The sequence below is a fragment of the Bradyrhizobium sp. 87 genome (assembly GCF_023073015.1).
GTDB classification, from domain to species: Bacteria; Pseudomonadota; Alphaproteobacteria; order Rhizobiales; family Xanthobacteraceae; genus Bradyrhizobium; species Bradyrhizobium canariense_D.
Genome location: NZ_JADPIQ010000063.1, coordinates 14,114 through 40,698, shown reverse-complemented (window position 1 = coordinate 40,698; position 26,585 = coordinate 14,114). Strand labels below are relative to the sequence as shown.

Below are 26,585 nucleotides of genomic sequence, written 5' to 3'. Positions count from 1 at the left end.
CCAGATCTAGACCTATCCGAACGACCTGCATAACATCCTCCTTCGCTGCAGTTGACGCTTGAGATTCCACCGCCGCAAGGGCGGGGTCCATACCATTGGTCCCGTGTCCCGCATTTTTCTTCGCTGCTTGAGACGCGGTCGCCCTCTAACTCCTGCCGTACCGGCCTTGATCGTAGGCCTGCAGGATGCGGACAAACTCGGCCATGCTGGATCGATCCCGATCGGTGACAACCGCAACTTGAGCATTGGAGGCAGGCCGGCTCCCTTGCCGGAACCGGATTAAGAGATCGGCGATGCTTATCATGGGGGGATCTCCGCAACCATGGAAGCAAACAGTAATCACTGGCAACATGCGGCTCGATGAGGGGAAAGAGCGGTCGAGCATTACGTGGCCGCCCTTGTCCTGCAACTGCCTGCTCGCGGGCGGGTTCCGTTGCTGTTCGCTCCGTATCATCTGGTAGCACCGAGCGCTTAGTTGTTGCCATTGCGCGAGGGTATGAAGTGACCCTACCGAGGTATAGGTCGACCAGACCTCGGTTCAATTCCATATGAGTGCACACAAAAAAGAAGGCCGCCTGCGTTGCCACAAGCGGCCCAAGTCTAGGGAGGAAACGCCCAAGGTGGGCAGCGATAGCTGGGAGGGCCACCGCACGCCTTATAGATAGGACGATCGCGATTGGTGGCTCAATTGAACCTACGTACGGGTCAGGCATCCAAACGGAGTAAGGGATCTATACGAAGGAGGCGCCCTTTAAAGCGGACCGCTTACGCGAGACGAGCGCCCTCACTTTTAGCTCATTACGCCGAGCATCGACCGCGGCATTGAACGCTATCTCGACGTCGCACGCGATCGGATAGCGCGCGGCTCCCACCTGCTATCGGTCTCTCGAATTGCCGTGCCGTCTGCACGCGACAATTGCGGCCACTCCAAGTATACAAATCGGAGCCGCTCAGCTCTGGTCGCCTTGCGGGCATCAAAACAATAACTGGAGGTAATTTGTGAAATCGTCTCCGGTGTGATGCGATACTCATCGGCTTGTAGGAGCCCCAGTGGCACGAACTTTCTTCGGGAGCGCGAGCAATCCCGGCCTGCAGGTTGAGTTCGAGGAGATCGGAATTTGACTCTGAACTTCACTGCGTACAGCAATCCTGGTAATTTCGTGCGTATCGCCGCGAGGCTGCTGCCTTGGCTTTGGGGTTCGACGGCGTTCGCCTTCGCAGTTGGTCTGCTTGGAACATTCGCCGCGCCACCCGACTACCAGCAAGGCGAGACGGTGCGCATCATGTACATCCACGTTCCTGCCGCGTGGACAGCGATGCTTGCCTACACGTTCATGGCGGTATTTGCGCTCGGATCCTTAGTTTGGCGTCATCCACTTTCCGATGCAGCACAAAAGGCGGCTGCGCCGCTTGGCGCGGCTTTCACCTTTATCTGCCTCGTCACAGGCTCCCTTTGGGGTAAACCGATGTGGGGCGCATATTGGGTTTGGGACGCCCGGCTCACCTCCGTGTTGGTTCTGTTTCTGATCTATCTCGGTCTGATCGCGCTCTGGCAGACGATCGAGGACCCGAACAGGGCGGCACGAGCAGTTTCGATCATGACCTTGGTTGGGTTCATCAACATCCCAATCGTGAAATTTTCGGTTGATTGGTGGAACACTCTCCACCAGCCGGCATCGGTATTTCGGATGGAGGGCTCGGCGATTGTTGGCACCATGCTATGGCCGCTAATTGTGATGGCGCTCGCATACACGCTTTTGTTCGTGACTCTCCACGTAATGGCCGTCCGTAACGAAATCATGCGACGCCGAATCCGGCGGCTTGCGATCACGATGGCGGCTGCGGGCGAACCTGCGATGGCTTGCATGCTGCCTGTCGAAATGGCGTCCTGAGCAAAATGATGCAGCATAGCGGGTTCATCACAGCGACTTTTCTGGTGACGGGCACCATGCTTGCCGGGATGATCGCGGCGGTTCTCATCGACTATCGCGTTCAGCGCCGTACCTTGCGTCGTCTGCAACTTCGTCACTCCGATCCGCGCGGCCGCGTATGAGCAACATCCGAACTTCGATTCACCTCCGCTCAAGCGCCATGGCCCGTCGCCGCGCACTGGCCCGCCTGTGGCTGATTATCCCGCTTCTAGTTTTCGTCGGAATTGCGGCGTTACTCCTGGTGCGGCTCGGCGCCGGAGACCCGTCACTCGTGCCCTCCGCTGTGATCGGCAGGCCGGCACCGCAGTTTGCGCTGGAGCCGCTGGAGGGGCTTCGCACGCCTGGTCCACCCGGCTTGTCGGGCGCCGATCTGCGGAAGGGGCACGTGACAATTGTGAACGTGTTCGCATCATGGTGTATCGAGTGCCGGGAAGAACAAGGGGCTCTGATGGCGTTGGCGAGCGACCGGATGCTGCAGCGACAGGGGGTGACGCTTACCGGCATCGTCTACAAAGACGATCCCAGAAACGCGCTAGCCTATCTCGCCGCGAATGGGAACCCCTTCGCACAAGTCGGCATTGACCGGTCCGGCCGAACGGGCATCGATTTCGGCGTCTATGGCGTCCCCGAGACCTATGTGGTCAAGGGGGATGGCACAATCGCCTACAAGCTGGTTGGAGGCATCTCGGACGCAAGTCGACCAGCTCTGATGGCGGCAATTGCCGGGGCAGAGCGTCCATGACGACTGCCTTGCAAGTCCATTTACATCATTCGGGAGTGGCCGATCGGACCATGGGAGCGGCACACATAGAAGCAGTCCGATTTTCAAGCGCGCCGGATACCCGAAAACGTGGTGCGTTACGGATTGGCGAATACGGACGGAGGCCTTGAACGTGCTCTGGGCCGTCTTCGCAATGATGACGTTTGCAATCGTGCTGGCGCTGGCCCGGTCGCTCTCCGAGCGGCGTGAGAGCTTTGGCGGTCACGATTCCGACGTGGCCTTCTATCGCGGCCTTCTGGCCGAGGCGGATGATGACGTCCGCTGCGGACTCGTAGGGCCCGAGGATGCCATGGCCACGCGTGCCGAGATCGGGCGCCGGCTGCTTGCATCACTCGACTCCGCGTCGGAGAGCCGGCCGCATGCGTGGCCGCGCTGGCAGCCGAGACGCACTGCCGCGGCCTTGACGATCGCCCTAGTGCTGCCACTCGTCGCTCTCGCGTCTTATCTCAAGGTCGGCGCTCCCAACCAGCCTGATATGCCGATCGCATCGAGGCGCACGGGTGAGGACTTCACTCTCGCTGCCGCGATTTCCGAAGTCGAGACGCGTCTGAAGGGCGACCCCAACGATGGCCGCGGATTCCAGGTTGTTGCACCAATTTACCTGCGCATGGGAAGGTTTCAGGATGCGGCGCATGCGTACAGGGCGGCGCTACGGCTGCTCGGCGAAAATGCGGAGGAGCGTGCGTCTCTTGGGCAGGCGCTGACGATGGCTGCCGACGGCGTTGTGACTGCAGAAGCACGCGGTGCCATTGACCAAGCACTCGTGGATGATCCCAAACAGCCTCTGGCCCGATTCTTCCATGCGCTCGCAGTAGAGCAAGATGGCGACACAGATCGGGCGAGACAACTTTGGGAGGCGCTGGAGGCCGATACGCCAGCTGGCGCCCCGTGGATGGATGCCGTCCGCCAACACCTGGATAAGTCTTCTAGGCCAACTCAATCAAAAGCAGAAGCCGGCCGAAGCCGGACTGAAATCGCGGCCCTTCCACCGGAGCAGCGGAGAGACGCGATCCGCGGGATGGTGGGAGGACTGGCCGAGAAGCTTTCGAAGGATGGCCATGACCTTCAGGGATGGCTGCAACTGATTAGGTCCTACGTCGTATTGGGTGAACGCCAGAAAGCCGAGGCGGCCGTCGCAAGTGCGCGCGCCCAGTTAGCAGAAGATGCGCAAGCGCCAGAGCGCATCGATGAACTCGTCAGTCAGCTAGGTTTGAAGAGGTAGACTTTGACCAGAAAGGGCAGGCGCATCGCTATCATCAGCGCAGCAGGCTTCACCTTGGCCATCGCGGTTGGGCTCATCCTGTTTGCGTTGCGTGACAGCATCGTCTTCTTCTACGGGCCGACCGAGATGGCCGAAAAGGCGCCGCCGCGAGGAACCCGTCTGCGCATCGGTGGCCTGGTGAAACCTGGCTCACTTACCTATGGTGGATCGTCGACTGTCGTCTTCGCGGTGACCGACCTGAAGTACGACATCCAGGTCAGCTACACCGGATTGCTGCCGGATCTCTTCCGTGAAGGACAAGGCGTCGTGGCCGAGGGCACGGTGGAGGGACCGGGCGTCTTTCATGCGGATACCGTGTTCGCCAAACACGACGAGCGATACATGCCCAAGGACGTAGCCGACAAACTCAAGCAATCAGGCATTTGGCAGAACGAAAATGCGCGTGGCCGCAATAGCGCGGCCTTCCACGAAACACCACAACGGGACGGACCGAAAGGATGATCGTCGAAACCGGACATTACGCGCTCGCTCTGGCTCTCGCCGTCGCGCTGCTTCAGTCAGTTCTGCCGCTGTGGGGGACCCGCAGTGGCGATTCTGAGCTGACTTCCATTGCGGTCCCAGCTGCAATCACCCAGTTCCTGCTGTTGGGCTATGCCTTCGCGGCCCTGACTTACGCTCATGTGGTGTCCGACTTCAGTCTCGTGACAGTCGCCGAGAACTCGCTCACGACCAAACCACTCGTGTACAAACTCGCCGGCGTCTGGGGCAATCACGAAGGATCCATGCTGCTTTGGGTTCTGATCCTTGCGGCCTTCGGAGCGGCAGTTGCGATTCTCGGGCGCGGCATGGCAAAGGAATTGCGCGCCAATACACTAACGGTCCAAGGCTGGATCTCCTTTGCCTTCCTCTGCTTCATCCTGTTCACCTCCGATCCCTTCGTTCGACGGTTTCCGGCGCCCTTTGAAGGCCAGGATCTCAATCCGCTGCTTCAAGATGCGGGCCTTGCAATACACCCACCGCTCCTCTACCTCGGTTATGTCGGCTCCTCGATCGTGTTCTCGTTCGCGGTGGCGGCGCTGATCAGCGGACGGTTGGACGCCGCTTGGGCCCGCTACGTTCGGCCTTGGATTCTGATTTCCTGGATCTTTCTAACGCTTGGCATAGCCATGGGCTCGTACTGGGCCTATTACACCCTCGGCTGGGGCGGGTTCTGGTTCTGGGATCCGGTCGAAAACGCATCACTCATGCCCTGGCTTGCGGGTACCGCGCTCCTGCATTCGGCCGCCGTTATGGAGAAACGCGAAGCCCTCAAGATCTGGACACTGTTCCTGGCGATACTTACATTCTCGCTATCGCTGCTCGGCACCTTCCTGGTGCGTTCAGGGGTGCTGACCTCCGTTCATTCGTTTGCCAGCGACCCGACGCGCGGCGTCTTCATCCTGATCATCCTGAGCACGTTCGTCGGCGGTTCCCTCGCGCTTTATGCTTGGCGTGCGCCTTCCCTGAGCGAACGTGGTCTGTTCGCGCCCGTTTCACGCGAGAGCGCGCTCGCAGTCAACAACCTGCTGCTCACCGCCTGCTGCGCTACGGTCCTGACTGGCACGCTCTATCCGCTCGCGCTTGAGGCTCTGACCGGGGACAAGATTTCGGTCGGTGCACCGTTTTTCAATTTGACCCTCGGTCCGCTACTAGCGTTGATCGTTCTGCTGATGCCGATCGGTCAGTCGCTCGCCTGGAAGCGTGGCGACCTGCTCGGCGCAGCGCAGCGGGCGACGGTTGCAGCCTTGGGGGGCCTCGTGGGCGCACTTGTGCTCGTTGCCGTCATCCGAGGCGGCCCCGTCCTCGCCACGGTTGGCCTCGGCCTCGCCGTCTACCTCATAGTCGGTTCGTTCGCCGATGTGATGTCGCGTATCTGGGCACGTGGGCAGCCTATTCGAGTGATGCTGGCCCGCGCGGTCGGGCTGCCGCGCTCCGCCTGGGGTGCTGCTATCGCTCACGCTGGCCTTGGCGTGACACTTATGGGCTTGGCGGCGACCGGTTGGGGCGTGGAGCGGATCGCGACCGTCAAGCTAGGCCAGGGGATCGATCTCGGGCCTTATCAAGCGACTATCGAAAATCTACAATCGCGACAGGGCCCGAACTACTCCGAAGTCCTGGCCTACACGGTCATAAGCCGGGGCGGCGCGGCCGTGGCCACCGTCGAGCCCGCCAAGCGCAGTTTTCCCGTACGACAGACTACCGTGAGCGAGGCAGGCATCGTGACGCTGGGTTTTGGCCAGATCTACATTTCGCTTGGGGACCAGCACGCGGATGGTTCGATCGATGCGCGCATGTTTTGGAAGCCGCTTGTGACGGCCATCTGGATAGGCGGCGTCATCATGGCGTTTGGAGGGATCGTGTCGTTGTCTGATAGACGCCTCAGAATCGGCTTCGCGCGCCGCGCGGTTCGCGTCCGCGCCGCAGCTAACCCCGCAGCAGCGCCGCAGGCCGCCGAATGACTCCGCTTCGTCGCATTCTTCTGCTTTCGATCGTGTCCGCAGGCCTCGCGCCTGGCTTGGCCAGGGCGGTGCAGCCAGATGAGGTCCTGCCCAACCCGAACCTTGAGGCGCGCGCGCGCGATATTTCCGCCGGACTGCGCTGCCTGGTTTGCCAAAACCAGTCGATCGACGATTCGAAAGCAGAGTTCGCGCGTGATCTCCGACTGCTGGTGCGCGAACGCCTTAACCTCGGCGAGAGCGACGAGCAGGTCCGCGACTTTCTGGTGGAGCGTTATGGGAACTTTATCCTGCTGAGACCACCGCTCGACTTGGAAACCACCTTCCTCTGGGGAATGCCGGCTTTGGTGCTCGCAGCGGGCGGGATCGCTCTCCTGTTCAGATTGCGACGCCTGCAACCTACGCCGGCGGCGCCCCTGAGCCAAGCCGAGCGGGATCGGCTCGCGGCCTTGTTAGACGCGGATACTCCGCTATAGGCATTGCCCGATGATCAAGTCGTCTTAGCTTGGGAAGCGTGCGGAGTCGTTCCGCGACGGCTCGCTCACAAGCAAACCCTTCGCTGCATGCGCTTGTCATTCTCCCGCCCCGCGAAGTGCCGCGGCTGCAGCGATTGGGGCGAGAGCGACGGATGCAAGTCCCAGAGCGCAGAGAACAAGGAACGGTGTCAGAACGGGCGCTGTGCCACTCTGCGCCGCGGAGACACCGAAGATCAGCACTGGTACGGCTAGCGGTACAACGAGGATCGAAAGCAGAAGACCACCCCGCCGCAGCGTGACGGTAAGCGCTGCACCGATCGCTCCCAGGAAGGTGAAAGTTGGCGTACCCACCAACAAGGTCGCTGCTACCGCCCAGAGCGCCGAGCCGTCCAAGTCCAACATCAGGCCAAACAACGGCGAGAGCAGAACGAGCGGTAGCCCTGTAACAAACCAGTGGGCCATGCACTTCACCAGAACAATGAGTTCTAGCGGCGTCGGCGACAGCAACATCTGGTCCAGCGAACCGTCCTCGTGGTCCGCCTGGAACAGACGGTCAAGGCCCAATAGACTCGCGAGGAGCGCCGCTATCCACAGAATGGCCGGACCGATGCGCGACAGCAAGCGCAGGTCAGGTCCAATCGCGAAAGGCACCACAGTTACGAGACTGAGGAAGAAGACCAGGCCAAGAACTCCGCCTCCGCCGATGCGACGCGCCAGCGTGACGTCGCGAAGAAAAACGACGAGGAGAATACGGATCATGGCCCCCATCCCGCGTCGCCATTGCGTCGAGACCGTTCCGGGGAAATCGGAAAAGCGGCGTGACCTCTTCTCTCCCGACCTTGAGACAGACGGCTATAAGGATGCCGGCCGCGCCTCAGCGGGAAGACACTCACCTCGCTCCGAGCCTGACTTGGATTGTTCCCGGCAGACCGAGTGGTTCGTGGGTGGCGGCGAGCATCAATCCTCCGCTTCCGAGATGGTCCGCGACAATAGTCTTGAGCAAGGCTCGTGCGTGCCGGTCTAGCGCCGTTAGCGGCTCGTCGAGCAGCCATAGAGGGCGATCGGCAACCAGGAGCCGGGCCAATGCGACACGGCGACGCTGCCCCGCAGAGAGATAGCCAACGGGCAGATCGAGAACGTGGGCTAACTCCAGACGCTCCAGCGCGTCTAACGGGGTTAGCCGACCTCGGCCCAAAATTCCCAGGCCGATCTCGAGGTTTTCGCGGGCGGTCAACGCTGATTTCAGCCCGTCGAGATGACCCACGTAGTGGAGGCGCTCTGCCAAGGGCGCTGAATCCATGGCTTCGGACTCCACCAGTGACATGCGACCAGATCCCAATGGCAAGAAACCGGCGATAGCGCGCAAAAGAGTGGATTTGCCCACGCCATTGGGACCCGTCACTTCGGCAAGTTGGCCCGAGCCCAGTTGCAAATACACTCCACCTAACACCACGCGCTCGCCGCGCGCGACGGACAGATCCTCGATCAAGAGATGACACCGCTGCGTGATATCCATTTTTATTTCCGGTTGCCCGTTGTCTCGCTCGGATCGCTTTCGCACTCCGGGTTGGAGGGCTTATCGAAATGAACGATTCTGGATCAGCATGTTCGAACGAAGGGCGGCGCCGTTGGAGAGAACCGCCCAACAGGATGACGAAGGTCAATTCTTCGAGGCTGCCCACCAGAAGAATACGAGCCCTATTGTGATCGTAAGCGGCAAGATCTGCCACGCGATGACCCATGCAACGTAGCAGCGTGATAGAAGGGGTGGATTGGGTCGCATCACATCTTTTAACCGAAAGCGTGTCGAAAAGGGGCGGGTCTCTCCTCAAACGGCCTTCTTTGGCTGGTCCGTCGTCCCAACTTGGCTGCCCCGGCCGCAACCTGGGAGGCGCGAGGCCTTCCCAGCGCGGTCCGCGCCCGCCGGGTAGCCGATGCCCCTCCCATGCACAACGTTGGGGGAGGCGGTTGCGAAGGGGGCGCTCCCAAGCACGGCTCTCAGGCAAGAGAGAGGGCCTCCCAAGTCTCCGCGAGCGCAGCTGCGAGTTCCGCTATGTGGCTATCGCCGTGATATGGCGAGGGCGTGATGCGGAGACGCTCGGTCCCACGGGGAACGGTCGGATAGTTGATCGGCTGGATGTAAATGGCGTGGCGCTCTAGAAGACGATCGGCTGCCGCCTTACACAATTCCGCATCGCCGACAATCACAGGCACGATGTGGGTGTCGGTCGGGAAGACCGGAAGCCCGGCGGCTTTGAGCGCCCGCTTCGTTGCAGCGGCTTGCCGTTGGTGTGCTTCGCGCTCGGCAGACGAGTGCTTCAGGTAACGAACGGACGCACGGGCTGCGGCGGCAATTGGTGGAGGGAGTGCCGTCGTGAAGATGAATCCGGGCGCGAAGCTGCGCACCGCGTCGCAGATCGACCGCGACGCCGCGATATAGCCGCCAACGCAGCCGAATCCCTTGGCGAGGGTACCCTCGATCACGGTCACGCGGTGCATCACGCCATCACGCTCGCTGATCCCGGCACCGTGACCGCCATAGAGGCCAACCGCGTGAACCTCATCGAGGTAGGTCATCGCGCCATACCGGTCCGCGAGGTCGCAGATGGCGCCGATCGGCGCCACATCGCCATCCATCGAGTATACGGACTCGAACACGACAAGCTTGGGGCGGTCCCCTGCCTCGCGCAGCAACGACTCAAGGTGACCGAGATCGTTGTGCCGGAAAATCCGCTTTTCGCAATTTGATTGGCGGACGCCTTCGATAATCGAATTGTGGTTATCTGCATCAGATAATACCACGCAGCCTGGGATCAGCTTACCGATCGTCGAGATGCTGGCCTGATTCGATACGTACCCGGAGGTAAAGACGAGGCTCGCTTCCTTGCCATGCAGATCAGCGAGCTCGCCCTCCAAATCAACCAAGGGGGAATTATTGCCGGCGATGTTGCGCGTTCCACCCGCTCCTGCGCCGCAGCGGTGAGCTGCTGCGGTCAGTGCACTCACGACTTCCGGGTGCTGTCCCATACCGAGATAGTCATTCGAGCACCAAACCGTGATTTCCCTAACAGTTCCGTCAGACCGGCGCCATTTGGCGGCTGGGAAGCGGCCGGAGATCCGTTCGATGTCGGCGAAGACGCGATAACGTTGCTCCCCGTGCAGGCGCTCAAGACAGCCGTGGAAATGACGCTCGTAAGCTTCGGCCGCACAATTGTGATCGTCCGCAGCGAACGTCCCGGTGGGCGGCGTCAATGCTCGTTCCCCCGGCACTACGTCCACACACAAACGTCTGCTACTGACGTTTCCGTGTGGCCGATGCCTTGCTTGCCAACTCGCTGGTACGTCCAGATCGTCCATCTCAATCTCTCCTGACCGTCCGTCGACCGTAGCTCATCATGCATTCGCACTCGTATTAGTTATAGTTTGCATGAGGTCAGGTTATGGTCGGGTGCCGCCTGAGCCAGCTTGCAACTGGCCCGCCTGCGTCCATTTCGGCAAACCGCACGCCCGTTCTGGTGCAACTATCAGCGAGGCGGCTTTGCCGTCCTCTCCGTGACGGCGGCTAAATTGCAGAGCGTAGAGACGTGCCTTGCGTGAGGTCCGAATGCATACCTGTTCTACGATGCGGCCCTTTCCATAACGACGGTATGGTCCGCCTTTTTGTATGGTGGCAAGCCGATGAGCAACCAGGATCGTGGTGCGTCAGTCGTTGTGCGATCAGCGCCTACTCCAACTCGCTCGTTCCCGAGTCGAGCGTGGAAGCCGCCGTTCACGATCGCGCGGGCGATAGCGAGGCGCTGGCGTTGACCGATTGAGAGAGTCACTCCGCGCCTGCCGACCGACGTGTCGTATCCTTCTGACGCCGGCGCGTGGTGAAACAATCAGCTGCCGCTTTGGGTCACGCCCTGCGCGCCTGGTCGATCAGGCCTCCCGCCGACAAAGCGGATCTGCTCGGCGATGCTGCCGGAGAAGATCCTCAGGCAAGAGGGCGAACTGCCGCCTGAGGTGTTGGAATCTCGCGTCGCGCGGTCAGTTGCCGGCGAAGCGGGTCGCATCAACATTCGTTTCCAGCGAAGCGCTTCTGTGCCTTCGTCCTTCGCGGCGTTGCACGATGCGCTCGGCGCGCAGATGCAAACGCCACTAGGGTCACGAGGTTGTCCTGAGCACCGGAATAGCATCAGTCCAGCGAGATCGGACTACACGGGCCGGATCAGCAAGCTGGGCAATGGTTCGTTGCGCATGGCACTCTACGATGTTGCCCAGATCATGGTACCAAGCCGCTCAGGGGGCTGTTCACAACTGAAGAGCTGGGCCGGTGCGGATCGCCAACATGAGCAAGGCCAAGGTGGGGCTCGCCGACCGACTAGAGGTGAGCATGCAAGGCATGCTTCCAAACGCAGGCTCTTGAGCTGGACAGGAAGCGCGAAACAGTTCGGGGCAGGCTACGCTACCAGGCCTACTCGAAACGAAGTGCTTTAGTTGGCCGATGGATCACAAGGCCGTACGCTTCGCGGTGAGTAACAATCGCGCGAATTAGATTGCCCAAGCGCGATCTCTCCAATCAATCGATTGTCACGCCGGTGACTCCGAATCATTTCGGCATGCGTTGCGCGGGCGAAACGCTCGTTATCGCCAACATAGATAGTTCGAGAGGACATCATTCCCGACGGGTATCAATTGCATGCCCCTTCGTTGCTTTCGCACATAGGCACGCACGTTTAATCTGACTTGTGCGTAGTTGATGAGACCGCCTGCGCACGAATGCCGCCACTACAGCATTCGGTGACATTATAGCTGGTCAGAGGAGAGAGATCATGAGACGCACAGTATTAGCACTATCCGCCGTCCTCGGTGCTAGCGCTATAGCGACCGCAGTCTTCGCACAGCAACCACAGCTACCACCACCCGACGATTGGCACGCCACCGGCCGGTATCTTCCTGAATACACGAAAGATGGCGAGCTTGTTCTGCCAAAGAACTTCCACGAATGGGTTTATGTCGGTTCACCACTGACGCCAAACTTCTTAAACCCCCCTCAAGCAAACTTCCCTGAATTTCACAACGTCTATATCGAGCCTGGTTCTTACGATATCTACAAGAAAACTGGTGTCTTCCCCGAAGGAACAATCTTCGTGAAAGAACTGCAGCTCATGCTGCCCGCCACTCATCCGGACGGTTCGAGAACTGAGCCATCTGGGAAAGGATTCTTCCCGGGAGCCTTCAACGGCGCGGATGTGACGGTCAAGGACAGCGAGAGATATAAGGCAACCGACGGCTGGGGCTACTACAACTTCAACCACCATGAACCCAAGGCAGCCACCGCGAAAGTCCGGCCAATCGAGGAATGCGCCTATTGCCACATTGCGAGTGCGAAACGGGATGACGTATGGACGCAGTTCTACGTGTTGCTCGACCAGGTGCCGGTGCCGCCTGGCCAGAACTCTTCTAAGAAAATGCCGCCCAGCCAGAATCCTTCGATTACAAAGTAGGAAACCCTGTGATGACATTTCTCAGAAGTGCGGCCGTGGCGTCCGCGTCCTTCATCGTAGTTACGGTCGGGTGTCTTGTTTCGCAGCCCGTAGCCAGCCAGCCCGCCCCTGCGCAGGAACAACTTGTTGATGCGGCAGGCAACATGCATATCCCGAAGAACTACCGAACCACCTACGAATTCCTTGGGAGTTGGTCTGTCGCAGGTGACAAAGGCGCTAAGCAAATTCACGTCGTCTACGCTTCGCCCGGAACTGCGGCAAGCTATCGCACAACGGGCGAATTTCCCCAAGGTTCGATCCTGGTGAAGGAGGTTTACGACGCGGCCACTTCGGATATGACGACTGGAACGGTCAGCCATCAAGAACTTCTCAAAGGATGGTTCATGATGGTGAAGGACAGTAAGAACAGCCACCCCGATAATAAGTTGTGGGGCAACGGCTGGGGCTGGTCTTGGTTCGACGCGGGCGATCCCGTGAAAACGACCTCAACGAACTTTCGCTCGGATTGCCTGGGCTGCCACATCCCAGCCAAGGCGACTGACTGGATCTATGTCCATGGCTATCCCGGACTAAAGAAGTGACGGATCGTTAGCCACGGCCGCTTGGATGTCGTGGGTAAGACCAGATGCGTGGGTAATACCAGACTGGATGCAGAAAAAGGTAGGGTCATGAAGCACAGTAAAAAGTTCAGCAGATGCATTTGTGGATCGATGATGATCTTTCTTCTGTCGTTTTCGGCACCCCAAGGGAGTCTAGCAGCCGGTCCGGTAACCTACAAAAAAATCACCAAGCAATTCCTCACGTCGGGCAAAGTGGACCTTGTACGGGAGGTGGTGACCCTGCCGCTCCATCGCGGCCGCCTTGCCTCGGGAGAAACTGTTTGGTTCGTGCTCACCGACGTAAGTGACTACGCTACTTCGAAAGACATGGGGCTCACATGGGCGCCGAGTCTCGCTAAGGCAAAAGACTTGACGAGCACACGGGTTGCGGAAATGGATGAGTCGGGTAACTTCACGTTCAAATCGGGCCGGGTCGATTTCTCACCGTCACAAACGTTGGTGGGGGGGGAGGCGCCCCATTTTTTTCCGCCTAGGACGGCCCGAGCCGGATCTGTCGGGGATGTGCACTACAGCCCATTGGCTCGGGTGGCTAATCGCAAGGACATTGTCTTCAACGCTCCAGTCATCGCTTTTAATGTCGAGCCCGCGAAACTCGCGTTCTGCAACGGCAGTCCTGATTACTCTGTCGTGACGGACTCCGTGGCGAGCATCTGTCCTGACAAAGGTACCGTTGACTTGAAACTCCGGTCTGGCTTCGCAAACGGCAAACACCTGCGTTATCTTAGTTTTGACGCAAACTCCGAGGAGTCGGCGACCCTCGAGTCGTCTACCTTTGCGCCTGCGGAAAGCGACATTCTTCAGAGCGGCGCGATTGAGGTGATCTATACGATTGTGAACGGCAAGATGGGTGAGAACGATCCGAACCGCCAGGGGCTCGACAGTGCCATCAACGGAGAGGGCCCCTCGCTCGACATCCTCGCGCACTTCAAGGAGATCAGCGCCGGATACTCTCCGATGTGGGACGTACGACTCGCCGAGTGGACCCAGGAGGCTATCTCGAAGGATCAACGGAAACTGATCACTGACGGCGACGATCTCGAAGCAAAAAGTGCGTCAGGTTTGCTGGTGAGTCCTGCGGGCGGGCCCGTGAAGACGACGGGGAATTTGGTGAATTGTCCGGTCGTAGGCTTCACCGATGAATAACCTCTTGCCCACATAACTGCCGATTCCCTGCGGCAGCGGCGCGTCTCGCGTCGCCGCTCTGCCCTTGACGTCCCCAAGTTTTTTCAGTTTTGAGTTCGCTCTTGCCGGCAAATTGGCCCGGTGGGCGGTGCGAGCGACGGGAGCTGGCGCGGAGCCTTTCGGGTAGCGCAGCGCCAGATCCCGGCGCGGGCGGCAGGTCATGGCGAACTCGGACGGGTTCTCCATCCGAGCCGCGAATGCAGGCGGCGTGCGTGAGCAATCGCCCTCAGGCGCTGGCGGCGGTTAGCAGCGTCAGCCTGGGTTGTCTGATATCTCATGGTCATGCGGCAGCAGCCGCTTTACGCGCCCGCCGTTCGCTCATCCCGTGAGCATCCACCAGATGAGCGACAGCTTTCCGCTTCCCCGCGAGCGTCACCATTTCCTTCCCAGGAGATCCTTCAATGCCGCATTGTCAACATGGCGTCAGCCAGAAGCCGCTTCAGCTTCGTGTTCGCTTCCCTGTTGCCGTCTCGCTTTTCTATGCATTGCGCGCGGCCATGGCCCCGCGCCGTCACGCAAGAGCGGCCCCGCAAAACGGCCTAATTTTACTCACCAACCACGCCGAAGCGCGTGTAAAGCGAAAACGGGTTGGCCATCCACTCTCAGACGTCGTCGAATATCTGCTGCATCCCAGCTTTCGGTAGGGACGCGGATTTGGGCCTAGGGTGCCGTCCATCTCGACCCTTTGCGCTCTGGCTCCGCAGCCGATTTCCAGAGCACCTGGCAAGCGCAGGAGCCTCGAAGTAGCTGACGTGCACGACGGACGGGTCGGTTCGACCAGTTGAGACTTCAGCGTCATCGTCCCGTGCTGGCCGTTGGGGGTCTGCCACTTACGCGGCCCCGACCAGCCCTTAGGCTGCTCATGTTACATCCGAGCTCGATCAGCTCAGCGACCTCCCCGGCCCGGGAGCAACCAAGTTAGCGACTGCTCGGGTCGACATGCGCGCGCTATTAGACTTCGTCCATTGCCAGCCCGCGTGATCATGCCGCGACGAGGACGCTGCAGCCGCGCCTCAGTGTCTTCTACTAGGCATTGAACAGGAATGTGAACCGCTCATCGAATGGCCGTAGTCCGTCAGATCAGCGAGAGCGATCGCCACAAAAAACAGGTCGCGTATGTGAGGTGCCAGTTTCGCAGAGCGCATCGGTCATCGACTGCGTCCGTTGCGCCCGCGACGGAAATCGGTTCTCAGTCCTACTCGTTCGTGTGCCGGACTATCGCTAGAACCGCTCAAGGCCACTGAGCACGAGCGCCGATTGGAACGGATGCGCAAAGGCAGTTGCAAGTCCTCACGATGAATTCAAACGGGCCATTCAACGCGCACAGACTCGCGCACGCCAAACGTCATGGAATGATCCAGGGCCGAGAATCTGAGGCCTTGCCCGGCCCTCCAAACCTCACCACCTTGTCGCGTTCTGAGCGACTTCGCGGGAGCGGCGAGAGCACTTTGCAAACGCTTACGACACACCGGCCGCGGGGCTGCGCGCGCGCCGCAGGCCACCGACAACGCAATCGCCCGTCAGGCGGCGTTCCTGCGCGGCAACTTCCATTGTGGACGAACACGATGGCAAGTGTAGCCGTTCGGATAGCGTTCCAGGTAATCCTGGTGCTCTGGCTCTGCCTCCCAGAAATCGCCAGCGGGCGAAAGCTCGGTCAGCACTTTGCCCGGCCACAGCCCTGAGGCCTCGACGTCGGCAATGGTCTCCTGTGCGACGCGGTGCTGATCCTCGTTTATGTAGAAAATCGCCGACCTGTAGCTTGCACCCTGGTCGTTTCCCTGCCGGTTGAGAGTCGTCGGATCGTGGATCTGGAAGAAGAACTCAAGCAGGTCGCGGAAGCTAGTCTGGCTCGAATCGAACCTGATCTCGATCGCTTCCGCGTGTGTGCCGTGGTGGCGGTACGTGGCATTCTCGACGTCGCCGCCGGAGTAGCCGACCCGCGTTGAGATCACACCGGGCAGGCGCCGCACCAGCTGCTGCATCCCCCAGAAGCAACCGCCTGCCAGGATCGCGCGTTCTGTAGTCCCTGCCATTTTCAGGCCTCCTGCTTTGCAAAGAACCTCACGTACTCGCCGAATCGCTCACACCCCAATTGGTCGCGGTGGATTACGCGAAGGGGGGCCGAGTTGACGCAGTATCTCAGCCCTTCCTTTTGGCAAGGCCCCGTCAGGTAAAACATGGCCGAGGTGGCTGTCTCCGTGCTTGGAGCGGACCTCTGTCTCCGTGTATGCCTGCGAGCTGTCACCGTTCTCGAGGACACTTGCGGCCTCGAGATGCCGCTTTTCGTTTCGAGCGCGGCGCAATCATGAACATCGCCGGTCATGTCAGCGCTCCCGGCATGAAGCAGCGAATGTGCGGTTGGTCGGTCATCTGAAAACCGGAGCTGTACCACACCCATACCAACGTGCTATGGTCCAAGTTCGGCTCGGTAACGAGGGCATCGTCGGGAACATCAACCCACTCGGTATCGCCCTTCTTCATGTCCTGACCGTTGGAGGCGGATCTGTAGAGGTCGGCGGTCTTGGGCACCATAACACTGTAATGGCTTTCCTTTTTATTTTGAGTGGTCCATTCGACATCCCGCAGATGTAGGGCGTCGGAGCCATCACAGCAGGGGCCAGACTTACTACGGAGCTTCGCAAACCACGGGTTCAGCTCCGGGTGCATTGCATCATGGCCGTTGGAAGATGGCAGGTTCATCGTCAACATTAGGGCGCTCGCGAGCACGCACCTGACGATCAGGTAACAAGCCGAAATGAGAGGACCGCAGTTCTCTTCGGGGGTAACACTCGACACTACGGTCCCCTTCATCCGGGGTTCCCAAAACCGGCTCCTTTGGATTGGGGCCGTCGGGGTGAAGTCAGTCTTGGGTGTGTCAACCATCCAATCACTCGGCCATACTCAAGAACGACTCACCGGGATAGTGCAGAAGCGAGCGGAAAAAGCCGACGTTCTGGTAGAGTGAAGTCAGGACCGCTGCTTGCATTCCGCTTTCGCGTCGACCAAGAAACGGCGTGCGCAATGGGCACAAGACGACTTCAAGGGCGTGAAGTTCACTTCGGGCTTTGGCGGGCGCTCGCGCTTTCCGTGAAACTCGGTCATCCCGTTTCGCTGTCGAGCTCGTCGAAGCATGCGAAGAGCGGCTCGCTGGAAAGGTCGACGCAGAGACCAGACTACCTGTTGTCCCAGGATTTGTTCCAGAAGGGAGCGCTCGATCCGATCAGTCTGCGTCTCACGATACTGCTCGGCAGTCAACTTCGAGACCGCTTCGGGGTTGTTCCTGTAGGTCGGCATTCGCCGTACTCCGTGGTGTGCTACATTGAAGATATGTACCGGGTCGTCGTCCGTCCAATCACCTCCGGCTATCGAAACGATGCCATGAGGATCGACATTGGAGGTGTTTCAATCTGCAAGGTCCTAGGAGGCGGGTCTGAGACTGCTGCAACAGGACTTTGAATCGGGCTACGGCGAAGGCGTGTACCCGGGACTGCGGTACGGCGTCACCGGGCGGAAGTCTTTACGGAAAGCGAATCCAGCCCGTTCGCGCGAGCGGTCGCCGGCGGCGACGTCGCCAGCTTCAACCTTTACCGGCCGAGGTCGGGTGAGGCTCTTTGCGTCCTGCGAAATACCAGCCAGGCGCGTTTGTTCTCGGGCATCTCCCCAGGGAGCGGAGAGCATCGACCCGCCGAGGAGAGTTGAAACGCATGGAAAGCTGCACTCGAGACCGCAGTTGACGTTTTTCGCTTCAGCCGGGCACGGCGACTTAGGATCGCTCCCGTCTGCGGTGAAGTGGCGGTCACCGCCGCGCTCCATCGTGATCCTGACGGCCTTCGCGCTCGCTTCTGATTCCGTGTAGCTCGCCACGAGCGCCTCGAGAGATAAGCGATCGACTCTCGTCACTCACACTGTTCGCTCGACGCGGGGCACGCCAGCAAACTTCTCCAGTGCCGGTTGGGAGTCCGGCCTGTTGCTTCTGCATCCGAGCTGATCGTCTCGCTCGGGGAGGACGTCGGCTGTCGGCGCCAGGTACCGGGGAGCGCCCTCGCGGAGACCGCCACGAAGCTCCACGGCTCACCAAACGCGATCAGAACGTGGCAGTTGCCTGGCCGCGTCGACCTCGCGGTCGAGCGGAAGGGGTGCTAGCTGCGAGGAAGACAAGGCGGGACGTCTCGGAGGCATGGAGCCGGCCGAGCAAACCCTGCTCGTCGACCTCAGACGAACGCGCCGCTCACGTCGGCTTCAGGATATCGATGAGCCCACCGACGGTTGCGCTCCTGACTCCAGGGCAACGGATAGCGGACGCGGTCGCCGCGGTCATGGGATCGTGGACCTTCATCATCGTCCAGAGCGTGATCCTGTGCGTCTGGACATCGGCCAACCTGGTGGGCGCGATCAGGCGCTCGGATCCTTACCCGCTCACTCTTCTCAATCTCGCGCTTTCGTGCCAGGCGGCCGACGCCGCGCCAGTCATCATGATGAGCCACAACCGGCGGCAGGACATCGGTCGCGACGCGGCGAAGAACGAGTACCGGATCAACGTGAAGGCGGAGCTCGAGATAGAGTTGTTGCATGAGAAGATCGACCAAGCGTGAAATCCTCAAGCTAACGGAGGCAGTCAGGATGCTGACCGTGCTGTTGGAGGAGCCGGCGTCGGGTGCACGCGAGTCCGATGCGGAAGGCGGAGGGCGGTCATAACCAGCGACTATCGACTTCATGGCGTGATGTCATTTTTCATTCGCCGCGCGGAAGTGCATAACGGTACCTTGCTCATCCGGCGCACGGCCGCTTAGCGGGCTCACGCGGCTCTCGCCCGCAGAGAGCAGCCATACGCGAATGACTGAAGCGGTTCTCGCAACCGGGCGATGGCAGAGCTGCGCGATGGTCGAGATCCCGGAGGACGCCGCTATGAAGAGCTTCTTTCGCATCCGTATCCGAAACGTCCGGCTCCACCCAGGGACAGCATGTTTCCGTGCGGCTGATGGGGCCAACGGCTACACTGCCGTGCTTAGATCCTCGATCGACCGGGCAATTCTACGTCGAGAATCGACTGCGTCGCAGCACTCTAGGAGCGAGATACGAGTATGTTTTCAGTGATTTTTGAGATGCTCCCCAACAAAGAGAGCCGGGATGACTATTTCGACAACGCCAAGAGGCTGCACCCCGAGCTGGAGCAGGTCGATGGTTTCGTCGACAATATCCGATACAAGAGCCTGATTCGCGAGGGCTGGATCCTTTCGCTTTCAAACTGGCGGGACGAGAAGTCGCTTGTCCGCTGGCGCTCCCGCCGGCGTCATCATGAGGTTCAGCAGAAGGGCCGCGAGGAAATCCTCGCGGACTATCACCTGCGCGTCGGCCAGATCACTGCCGACAATCGGGTGCCGACGGGGTACGCAGTCACTGAGCAAAGGCTCGATGAGACCGAAGTCGGGGAGGGAACGACGGTGACGCTTATCAACGCGACTCGCCCCGGGGAGTGGAAGCAAACCGACAACCCCTACGATTGCGCCGAGTGGCTCGGCCTGAACCCGTGGGCTCCCGACACCACGTCCTGGGACATCTTCGAGGCCGTACTTACGCCCGGCGACCTGATTCTGCTCATATCCTGGAAGGACGCCGGTGCAGCGCGGGCCTACGAGGACGCTTACGCGCCGAATGAGACGGCACGGGTTCGGACAGTGCGGATCGTACGCGATTATGGCAAATACGACCGTCGCGAGGCACCTCAGTACTATGCAGAGGCCCAGGGCGGTAAGACCCTCTACGCCTGAGACCGCTCCGTCGTGAAGGCCGACCTGCTGCGAATTAGACCGTGCGTCAGCGAAGTCGCGAGCCGCGGAGCAGCCAGCGTCGCTCTCGCGAGGTGACCGCGACGAACACGATCAAGGAGACCCGCCGAAATGAGGACGGCGTAGGCCGAGGCATCGCTGAAATCCGGGTTCTGCTAACGCGTCGCTCGTCTGGCTCCTCATCGTGTTCCGCTCGAACATCATAGCGGCCTCGTTGCGCTGGATTGGGCGATCCCTCGAAGCGTCCTTCTGTCGTCCAGTGGTGATCAGGGCTTACGTGCTCTCGTCGTCAGCGAGCGTGAGCCGGAGGCGCGCGGAAAGGTCCGTGTAAACCGATCGTGCACTGACCTGCTCTGGGTCGCCAGCTAAGACCCAAGTCAACTCTGAAAGGAAAGCACGATGACGAATTCGAACGATGACGGACCTCTCCGCCACAGCCTGAGGTGGCCGGAGACCGTGACGACGCTGGCACGCTTAACGGCCTGCCGGCGCATCGGTGTTCTCAATCGCGGCCCCGACAGCAGGGGCGCCACCGGGGAGGCGGCCCCGAGTTGCTAAGTGCTTCGCTCGCCGCATGCATGACGATGACCACACGGCTGCAGGCGCGAAGGCGGAAAATGCCGCTATCCGACGTCGCAGTAGCCGTGTCGTACCACCATGTCAGGGATGGCGGCTGCGACTGCTTCGAGCGCTCCACAAGCTCGAAGGAACGCCTGGCGACGAGGCCGCGCACAAGTGATGCAGGCTGCGAACATGTGTCTCGCCGGGCGGACGCTGGGCCTTAGCGCCGACATCCGCGCTAACCATAACGTCGGCATCGGGCCGGCGGCAAGCTATGACGACGACTTGAGCGAGCTTCCGATTCCGTACATCACCCCCGATTAGCGGGCCGCGAGATAGTCCGCGAGCACTACGGCGTTGTTGCGCTTGGTATCGTGCGCGCCGAAGAGCAGCGTGACTTTGCCCGTCAATGCAAGATTTGTCAGGTGCTCGACTGCGGCGCGATTGGCGCGGAGCTCCTCGAAGTATCGCTTGTGAAACTCGCGCCACCGGTTCCGGTCATGACCAAACCAGGTCCTGAGGCCGCCGCTCGGAGCGATGTCCTTCAGCCACACGTCCACGCTGGCATGCTCCTTCGTGAGTCCGCGCGGCCAAATGCGATCGACGAGCACCCTCGTGCCGTCCGAGCCCTCGGGCAGCTCGTACACTCGTTTAACACCAAGGCGACAGGAGTGTCGAGACATTGGTTTCTCCAGTCCTCTCCTCCGTAAAGGAGGGCAACTCGCATTAGGTGGCCTTCGCGGGACTGACCTCGGGAAAATCGATCGGGGTTTGCACCGCATTGTTGATGAAGTTCGTCAACAAGAACTGAGCAGTCAGCGCGATCATCTCGACGATGTTGGCGTCTGTCCACCCCGCATCCCTGACGGCCGTAAACTGGGCGTCGGAAACTTTGCCGCGCGTCTCGATGAGCGCTTTCGCGAAGGCGACCGCAGCCTGGCGCTTGGGATCGGTTGATCGGCCCTCCCTGTTCAACTCGATTTCGTCCGCTGGGATTTTGGCTAGATTGCCCGCCATAAAGCTGTGCGCGGCCAGGCAGTAGTCGCACCCGTCCGCCTCAGACACCGCCAGCGCGATCCCGTCTCTCGTCTTGATGTCCAGCGTCTTCGCAAGTGATGCCATCAGGGTAGCCCAGCCGGAGAGCACGTTCGGGCTGATCGACATGAGGCGGTGCAGGTTGGGCACGAAGCCCAGCATCTTTTCGACGTTGTCGAGGATCGGCTTGGAGCCCACCGGAGCGTCCTCGCGTTTCGGAATGGAAATGCGTGGCATTTGATCCTCCATTAGACCGCCAACGATTATTCGGTTGGTGACGAAGCAACCAACGCCGACGTTTCAGCTACCGGTAGCGACCGGACTGCCTCGAAGACTAGGACGCGTCGCACCGCGGCGCTCATGCTTGTTGATCATGCAGTCCATAACGGCAGGTCATCGGCCGAGCGCCGATCGGGCACTGATGTCGCAGTCCCAGACTTCGTGCTCAGCTGCTCGCCGCGCCGACCGGGGTGGAACCGGCGGCTCTGAACGCCCCCATCTAGCCTTCCAGTCTAAGATGCAGTACCTGACCGGATCGAGCGCTTGCTCGAGCTCGCGGAAGCGGGCGTGATGTGCTGCGGGCACTTTAAGCCGCAGCAAGACCCCGTGATCAACCTTCGCTGTTGCCAAGTGACGCGACGCGCCGCGCCAGATCGGCGTCGTGTTTCAACTCTCTCGATTCCGCGAGCGCTTTAGATCTCGAGACGCCGGCGGTTGGGCTAGTCCATCAACATGACGGCGGCACCGTCGTTGGCCCCGCCATTGCCGATCCTGTACTGCGCGTCAGCCCTTTGCATCCGTTACTGTTGTTCAGGCATGCCGGCACGTGATATGGACCGCGGCGGCGCTCGCCTCGGTCACCGCTTTGATGGCTCTGGCACCGGGCTCGGAAATGATCCTTCAGAGCATCAGTGGGCGAATTGACCCCCGCGCTCGCTGCGCGGGCGGTGCGCATACGTCGCACGAAACCGCGCAGCCTTTCCTAAACCCGCGGTGAGACCGGGGGACATGCCCGAGAACAAACGCGACAACCTTCTCGGCCGGTACTTCGCAGGACGCAAAGAGCCTAACCCGACCTCAGCCGGACTGAAGCAGACGCCGCCGGCGACCGCTCGCGCAAACTCATGGCATCGTTTCGATAGCTGGAGGTGATTGGACGGTCGACGACCCGGTACATATCTTCAATGTAGCACACCACGGAGTACGGCGGATGCCGACCTACAGGAACACCGCCGAAGCGGTCTCGAAGTTGACTCCGAGCAGTATCGCGAGACGCAGACTGATGGGACCGAGCGTTCCCTTCTCCAACGAATACTGGGACAACAGGAAGTCTGGTCTCTACATCGACGTTTCCAGCGAGCCGCTATTCGCATGCTTCGACAAGCTCGACAGCGAAACGGGATGACCGAGTTTCATGGAAACATCGTCGCCCGCCAAAGCTTGAAGTGCACTTCACGCCTTCGAAGTCGTCTTCTCAGTATACCCAAAGCTTGAAGGACTACCGCGTGCGTACGAAACGTCCCAATGGCTCTGATCCGAGACCGTACCGGTTCCGGGCGAATGCCCGCCACTACTGGACCGATCGAGACAAACTCTTGCTAACTAGATAGGAGAACTATCATGACAAGACGTTCGCTTATGATCACAGCCACAAGCTGTTTCATTGCATTTGCACCGGCAGCATATGGGCGCTCGGCCTACGACGGCTCTTGGGATCTCGTCTTCGTGACGCAAAGGGGAACCTGCGATTCCAGTTACAGCTTTACTGTCGATGTGACCAACGGAATTGTCACGCATCCCAATCTCGTAAAATTTCGAGGTTACGTCGCAAGGTCCGGCGCGGTTCGCGCTTCGGTAACGGTCCAAGACAAAGTTGCCGCCGGTGCGGGCAAATTGTTCGCAACGTCCGGTCGGGGGACCTGGAGCGGCCACTCAGGAATGGCACGATGCTCGGGCTACTGGACCGCGCGCCGCAATTGAAGGACGCGACGGCGGGCACGCGACGGGGTGCGAGTGCGCGAATGCTGTTAACGCCAAGTCTTACGCAAAGGAGCATTTCCTCGGTGAACTGGAGACCGTAATGAAATGACAGTTCCCAGAATGCTAGTCGGCATCGCAGTCCTGCTCGGCCTGTTCTCAACCGGCCTCGACAGGACAATGCGGTTGGAGACGCCTCGGTCTATGAGCGCGCGCATTGGGTCGGGTGAATCTGCCCCCGTCGGTACTAATCGGCTAGCTCTAGTGATTGGCAATTCAACCTATCCCGATGCCGACTCTCCTCTTTCTCAAATGACACGCGATGCGGAAGGTTTGACAAATGCTCTTCGCAAAGACGGTTTTCTGGTCGACGCCGTTGACAATGCGGCGCGTCTCGACATTACCCGCGCAATTGATCGTCTAACGGCAAAAGTACATTTGAACTCAATTGTGTTAGTGTATTTCGGAGGTTACGGTGTCCAATCTGACGGACAGAATTATCTGATTCCGGTCGATGCGAAGATCTGGACTGAAGAAGATGTCCGCCGACAAGGCGTAAGTATTGACCGCCTCCTTTCGCAACTCAAGTCTTCCGGAGCACGCGTACGGCTCGTAGTGATTGAGGCCTCGCGGCGTAACCCCTACGAGCGGCGCTTCAGGAATTACTCACACGGACTTGCGCCTATTCAAACGAGTGAAAACGCGCTCATCCTGAGCTCAGCGGCGCCTGGCCAAATGGTCGAAGACGTGGACGAACTACATAGCCAGCTGATGACCGCTCTTCTTGAGCGCATCGGGTCTTCGAAAGGAATCGAGGAGGTCTTCAACAACACGCGAAACGCCGTGGTGGCTGCTACCCAGGGCCAACAAATTCCAGCTGTGTCGTCTACGCTGACCGAGAACATTAACCTTTCGCCGATACGCGACGGTGCGCTGCCGTGTGCTCTGTCGGCTCCGCAGCTGGCCGCCGCCGCGAGTCATCAAACAGAGTTCTGCTGAGATCTAAGGATCAAGGGCTCGCTTTCCCTGGAGTGCGCCATTCACTGATCTCCGCGTTGTTTGGGACCTTCAACGCGCTCCGACGCCGTCCCGTATCGACGACGCCGCATCACCGGAGGTCTCTTGCGCTTCATGATCGTCTGCTCCTGCAATGTCCTCAGCGACCACGATGTTCGCCACGCCGTCAACACGGCCGATGACGCGCCGCGCAATGCCAAGCAGATCTATGACTGCCTTGGTTGTAGCCCTGAATGCGGCCGCTGCGCCCGCACCATCAAGACGATCATCAACGAGGCATACAGGGAATGTGCGCTAGCCTGTCAGGCCGGCTGCCCGCATAGCCAGATCATGGATGACGCGGGGGATGAGCCCAAAGTCGCGCCCGCAGCGCCCTGACTTCGGTGGATTTGCCGCTCGTTCGCGCCTGGAATGCCTGCTTGCTTGTTTTTTGCCAGAAGCATTCTAAACTCCTAGGCTCCAAGACCCGCCTCAACTGTTGGAGTTCATCATGCAGGGCGACCCCAAAGTCATCGAGTATCTGAACAAGGGATTGCGTCACGAGCTCACTGCCATCAACCAGTACTGGCTGCACTACCGGCTGCTGGCCAATTGGGGCCTCTCGGAGATGGCCAAGGTCTGGCGCAAGGAATCAATGGAGGAGATGCAGCACGCCGATCGCATCACCGACCGTGTAATATTCCTAGACGGCTTTCCCAACATGCAGATACTCGATCCCTTGCGGATCGGCCAAAACGTCAACGAAATCATCGAGTGCGATCTCGCCGCCGAGATGAGCGCGCGTGCGCTGTACCAAGAGGCGGCGACGCATTGTCATTCCGTGAAGGATTATGTCACCCGCGACTTGTTCGAGAACCTGATGACGGACGAGGAACACCACATCGATTTCCTCGAGACGCAGCTTGATTTGATCAACCGGATCGGGATCGAGCTTTACACCCAGAATCATGTCGGTGAGCTCAAGAGCGAAGAGCACTGAAATTTACGTCGATAGTCTCTTCTGCCAGTCCTAAGTTCGCGTTCTGCGCCTGCTTTACCTCCGCGTAGGCTGCGAGCGGTTGCTTCAGCTCACTGGTCCTGCTGGCGGAAAGGAGAGAACCGGTCCAGGGCCCCCTCCGTGACGTTTGCGCGTTCACGGAACGTGAGTACATGGCGATGCAAGTGCCATTGGCACTCAGTGGTGGAAAATCGCTGCTCAGCCGGACCAAATTCATCGGGCCGGCCGAGTCTTTCGGTCAGAGATGGTGAAGGCGGGATCGAACAGTATCCGCTCGGCAAATTTTCGCAAAAGACAGGGGATGGCGTGGAAAGTTCCGGCTAGCGCTACGCTCAAGAGCGATGGATTGCTTCCCGAGCTAACCGACAAGACGTGGACTTGGTCGGCCATCTCTGTAGCCGCTTTTCGCGAGAAGGTCATTGAGAGTCTTCGGCTCGGATCCGCGCCGTTGACAATAAGGTGTGCGACACGACCAGCTAGCGTGTTGGCTTTGCTCCACGGCGCTGCTCGGGATTGAGTTCACCAAGATTTGTTGCGGCTGTCGGCAGGCTCGGCTCCTTCAGAGAGAATTGGAAGCCACGCTGGAGGACAACGCTCCGCTAGCCTTAACCGCTCTGCGAAGGCGTGATCTGCGTCCGATGGCAACGAACCGCGGTGTGCCACCGGTGCGGTAGTGGGCCATGGTGGTGGTAAGGCCCCCCCGCGACGAATGGCATCGTGGGCGACAGGTCCGGGCGGTAGCGCTAATGGTCAAAGGGCAACTTGTCGCGCGCATTGAGGTAGGCCCCCTCGATGCAGTCTGGACTGCGGTGTTTCCGAGGTCCTCATTTGCGGGGATCGTGAGCCAAACCCTGGAGAATTGGAAGTCGGTGCGAGTGGGTAGCCACCGCACCAACACTGAAAGAAGAGAGAAGCCTGTGGCGCGCGGCGAGTTCCTCGTGAGAGGCGAACGTTCCTTTTCCCCGAGCTTCGATCCAGTAGGGCTCGAGTTCGTGGGCAGACTGTCCTGCGATGCT

General features: G+C 60.0%; 23 protein-coding genes and 2 pseudogenes. 16 read left to right on the top strand and 9 right to left on the bottom strand.

The features are described 5' to 3' along the window. Window positions 1-1,118 precede the first annotated feature (1,118 nt). The 7 genes from IVB50_RS16015 to IVB50_RS15985 all read left to right on the top strand — a co-directional run bounded on the left by IVB50_RS16015 (window position 1,119) and on the right by IVB50_RS15985 (window position 6,905). Window positions 1,119-1,892 carry a heme ABC transporter permease gene (locus IVB50_RS16015; RefSeq protein WP_247296410.1) on the top strand — a complete coding sequence of 258 codons (774 nt, stop codon included), beginning with the start codon at window positions 1,119-1,121 and terminating at the stop codon, window positions 1,890-1,892. 5 nt (window positions 1,893-1,897) lie between these two features. Then, the gene (gene ccmD / locus IVB50_RS16010) at window positions 1,898-2,053 is read left to right on the top strand and encodes a heme exporter protein CcmD (protein WP_063615308.1); all 156 of its coding nucleotides are present in this window, start codon (window positions 1,898-1,900) and stop codon (window positions 2,051-2,053) included. After that, complete coding sequence (locus IVB50_RS16005; protein ID WP_247296408.1) at window positions 2,050-2,673, top strand: DsbE family thiol:disulfide interchange protein; 624 nt, start codon at window positions 2,050-2,052, stop codon at window positions 2,671-2,673. The genes ccmD and IVB50_RS16005 overlap by 4 nt, the downstream gene beginning before the upstream one ends. Window positions 2,674-2,824: 151 nt before the next feature. Continuing rightward, a complete protein-coding gene (gene ccmI / locus IVB50_RS16000; protein WP_247296414.1) occupies window positions 2,825-3,934 on the top strand; it encodes a c-type cytochrome biogenesis protein CcmI in 1,110 nt (369 codons plus the stop codon). A gap of 3 nt (window positions 3,935-3,937) precedes the next feature. Next, entirely contained in the window at window positions 3,938-4,435 is a 498-nt protein-coding gene (ccmE, locus tag IVB50_RS15995) for a cytochrome c maturation protein CcmE (protein WP_247296406.1), read from the top strand. Then, complete coding sequence (locus IVB50_RS15990) at window positions 4,432-6,432, top strand: heme lyase CcmF/NrfE family subunit (protein ID WP_247296404.1); 2,001 nt, start codon at window positions 4,432-4,434, stop codon at window positions 6,430-6,432. Before ccmE ends, IVB50_RS15990 begins: the two co-directional genes overlap by 4 nt. Beyond that, window positions 6,429-6,905, top strand: coding sequence for a cytochrome c-type biogenesis protein (locus IVB50_RS15985; RefSeq protein WP_247296402.1), 477 nt, complete (start codon window positions 6,429-6,431; stop codon window positions 6,903-6,905). Before IVB50_RS15990 ends, IVB50_RS15985 begins: the two co-directional genes overlap by 4 nt. A gap of 96 nt (window positions 6,906-7,001) precedes the next feature. On the opposite strand, the gene ccmB is transcribed toward IVB50_RS15985, so the two are convergent. The 3 genes from ccmB to hemA all read right to left on the bottom strand — a co-directional run bounded on the left by ccmB (window position 7,002) and on the right by hemA (window position 10,262). Further along, window positions 7,002-7,664, bottom strand: a complete 663-nt coding sequence (ccmB, locus tag IVB50_RS15980; protein WP_247296399.1) for a heme exporter protein CcmB — start codon at window positions 7,662-7,664, stop codon at window positions 7,002-7,004. A 130-nt stretch (window positions 7,665-7,794) separates the two neighbouring features. Then, window positions 7,795-8,421 (bottom strand): heme ABC exporter ATP-binding protein CcmA, encoded by a 627-nt coding sequence (gene ccmA / locus IVB50_RS15975; protein ID WP_247296397.1) that lies wholly within the window; start codon window positions 8,419-8,421, stop codon window positions 7,795-7,797. Window positions 8,422-8,903: 482 nt separating this feature from the next. Continuing rightward, window positions 8,904-10,262, bottom strand: a complete 1,359-nt coding sequence (gene hemA, locus IVB50_RS15970) for a 5-aminolevulinate synthase (RefSeq protein WP_247296396.1) — start codon at window positions 10,260-10,262, stop codon at window positions 8,904-8,906. Between the two features lie 1,457 nt (window positions 10,263-11,719). Here hemA and IVB50_RS15965 point away from each other — a divergent pair. The 3 genes from IVB50_RS15965 to IVB50_RS15955 all read left to right on the top strand — a co-directional run bounded on the left by IVB50_RS15965 (window position 11,720) and on the right by IVB50_RS15955 (window position 14,157). Beyond that, a complete protein-coding gene (locus IVB50_RS15965; RefSeq protein WP_085385711.1) occupies window positions 11,720-12,394 on the top strand; it encodes a cytochrome P460 family protein in 675 nt (224 codons plus the stop codon). A gap of 11 nt (window positions 12,395-12,405) precedes the next feature. Beyond that, complete coding sequence (locus tag IVB50_RS15960) at window positions 12,406-12,975, top strand: cytochrome P460 family protein (RefSeq protein ID WP_247296392.1); 570 nt, start codon at window positions 12,406-12,408, stop codon at window positions 12,973-12,975. 132 nt (window positions 12,976-13,107) lie between these two features. Next, complete coding sequence (locus IVB50_RS15955; RefSeq protein WP_247296390.1) at window positions 13,108-14,157, top strand: hypothetical protein; 1,050 nt, start codon at window positions 13,108-13,110, stop codon at window positions 14,155-14,157. Window positions 14,158-14,399: 242 nt separating this feature from the next. Here IVB50_RS15955 and IVB50_RS15950 read toward each other — a convergent pair. From IVB50_RS15950 to IVB50_RS15935, 4 genes and pseudogenes are all read right to left on the bottom strand, one after another. After that, window positions 14,400-14,654, bottom strand: a pseudogene (locus IVB50_RS15950) (IS3 family transposase); the annotation flags it as partial. Between the two features lie 1,062 nt (window positions 14,655-15,716). Beyond that, on the bottom strand, window positions 15,717-16,229 hold the full coding sequence (gene msrA / locus IVB50_RS15945; RefSeq protein ID WP_247296388.1) for a peptide-methionine (S)-S-oxide reductase MsrA: 513 nt from the start codon (window positions 16,227-16,229) through the stop codon (window positions 15,717-15,719). Window positions 16,230-16,231: 2 nt separating this feature from the next. Beyond that, window positions 16,232-16,415 (bottom strand): annotated as a pseudogene (locus IVB50_RS15940) (peptide-methionine (R)-S-oxide reductase); the annotation flags it as partial. A gap of 100 nt (window positions 16,416-16,515) precedes the next feature. After that, a complete protein-coding gene (locus IVB50_RS15935) occupies window positions 16,516-16,905 on the bottom strand; it encodes a hypothetical protein (RefSeq protein ID WP_247296387.1) in 390 nt (129 codons plus the stop codon). A gap of 1,541 nt (window positions 16,906-18,446) precedes the next feature. On the opposite strand from IVB50_RS15935, the gene IVB50_RS15930 reads away from it, so the two are divergent. After that, complete coding sequence (locus IVB50_RS15930; protein WP_247296385.1) at window positions 18,447-18,788, top strand: DUF1003 domain-containing protein; 342 nt, start codon at window positions 18,447-18,449, stop codon at window positions 18,786-18,788. A gap of 489 nt (window positions 18,789-19,277) precedes the next feature. Then, complete coding sequence (locus IVB50_RS15925) at window positions 19,278-19,964, top strand: antibiotic biosynthesis monooxygenase (protein ID WP_247296383.1); 687 nt, start codon at window positions 19,278-19,280, stop codon at window positions 19,962-19,964. Window positions 19,965-20,863: 899 nt separating this feature from the next. Here IVB50_RS15925 and IVB50_RS15920 read toward each other — a convergent pair. Together IVB50_RS15920 and IVB50_RS15915 are read right to left on the bottom strand one after the other, a co-directional pair. Further along, entirely contained in the window at window positions 20,864-21,226 is a 363-nt protein-coding gene (locus tag IVB50_RS15920; protein ID WP_009859355.1) for a DUF488 family protein, read from the bottom strand. A 43-nt stretch (window positions 21,227-21,269) separates the two neighbouring features. Further along, entirely contained in the window at window positions 21,270-21,815 is a 546-nt protein-coding gene (locus IVB50_RS15915; protein ID WP_028141266.1) for a peroxidase-related enzyme, read from the bottom strand. A gap of 973 nt (window positions 21,816-22,788) precedes the next feature. Between IVB50_RS15915 and IVB50_RS15910 the strand changes: the two genes are divergently transcribed. The 4 genes from IVB50_RS15910 (at window position 22,789) to bfr (ending at window position 25,551) form a co-directional block, all read left to right on the top strand. Beyond that, window positions 22,789-22,983, top strand: coding sequence for a peptide-methionine (R)-S-oxide reductase (locus IVB50_RS15910; RefSeq protein WP_247296381.1), 195 nt, complete (start codon window positions 22,789-22,791; stop codon window positions 22,981-22,983). Window positions 22,984-23,759: 776 nt separating this feature from the next. Then, a complete protein-coding gene (locus tag IVB50_RS15905; protein ID WP_247296378.1) occupies window positions 23,760-24,554 on the top strand; it encodes a caspase family protein in 795 nt (264 codons plus the stop codon). 132 nt (window positions 24,555-24,686) lie between these two features. Beyond that, window positions 24,687-24,950, top strand: a complete 264-nt coding sequence (locus IVB50_RS15900) for a (2Fe-2S)-binding protein (protein ID WP_247296412.1) — start codon at window positions 24,687-24,689, stop codon at window positions 24,948-24,950. 112 nt (window positions 24,951-25,062) lie between these two features. Next, window positions 25,063-25,551, top strand: coding sequence for a bacterioferritin (gene bfr, locus IVB50_RS15895; protein WP_247296376.1), 489 nt, complete (start codon window positions 25,063-25,065; stop codon window positions 25,549-25,551). The last annotated feature ends 1,034 nt before the right edge of the window (window positions 25,552-26,585 follow it).